Origin of the sequence: Streptococcus alactolyticus, assembly GCF_012277075.1 — a bacterium.
GTDB lineage: Bacteria > Bacillota > Bacilli > Lactobacillales > Streptococcaceae > Streptococcus > Streptococcus alactolyticus.
The window spans coordinates 1-981 of the sequence record NZ_JAAXMT010000017.1 but is presented as its reverse complement, the minus strand read 5'-3'; the positions used below and the strand labels follow the sequence as shown (position 1 = coordinate 981).

The 981-nt window shown below is 37.4% G+C and carries 2 protein-coding genes; both read left to right on the top strand.

Annotated elements, in window-relative coordinates; all coding sequences use genetic code 11:
- Nucleotides 1-205, top strand: a 205-nt coding sequence (locus HFK82_RS08265; protein ID WP_336498584.1) for a glucosaminidase domain-containing protein, incomplete at its 5' end; no start/stop codon positions are given.
- A gap of 128 nt (nucleotides 206-333) precedes the next feature.
- On the top strand, nucleotides 334-981 hold a 648-nt coding region (gene hrcA / locus HFK82_RS08260), incomplete at its 3' end, for a heat-inducible transcriptional repressor HrcA (RefSeq protein ID WP_168261425.1).

Genomic DNA, 981 nt, shown 5'->3' with positions numbered 1-981 from the left:
AGATGCCATTTATGATTATTGTGACTTATTGCAATCAGGCAAATTGCACGATAGCCAAAGTGCTTATGATATTTTGGTATCTAATAAAGGTTATAAAAAGCCTGCTCAAGCCTTGCAAGACATTGGATTTAGTAGCGACCCTGATTATGCCACAAAACTAATAAAGATTATCGAAACTTACGATTTAACGAAATACGATGCCTGATTAGCACTCTAAAAAAAGAGTGCTAATTTTTTGAGTTTTTCTCTTGACAGTCCCGAAGAAAAGAGTATAATAAAATCATGGTTAGCAGTTAACAGGTGTTAGTGCTAAAAGACGAAGGGAGGCATGAGATGATTACACAACGTCAAAATGACATCTTGAATGTCATTGTCGAATTGTTTACGCAGACACATGAACCCATCGGCTCTAAGACTTTGCAAGCAAGCATTGATTTGAGTAGCGCGACTATTCGAAACGATATGGCCAAGTTAGAAAAATTGGGCTTGCTTGAAAAGGCGCACACCTCTAGTGGACGCATGCCCAGTGCTGCTGGATTCAAATACTTTGTAGAACATTCCTTGAATCTAGATAGTATTGATGAGCGTGACATTTATCAAGTCATCAAAGCGTTTGACTTTGAACCATTTAAATTGGATGATATTTTGCATAAGGCAAGTCAGATTTTATCGGATATGTCGGGTTACACTTCCGTTATTTTGGATGTTGAACCTGCTTGCCAAAAACTGACAGCTTTTGATATCGTTCAGTTGTCAAATCACGATGCTTTAGCTGTTTTAACTTTGGATGAATGTAAACCTGCGACCATACAATTTGCGATTCCGAAAAACTTTATGTTGAAGGATTTGGCGACCTTAAAAGATATTGTCAATGAACGGTTATTAGGACGCACGGTGATGGATATCCATTACAAGTTGCGGACTGAGATTCCTCAAATTTTGCAAAAGTATTTCACTGTAACGGATAATGTATTGAATTTA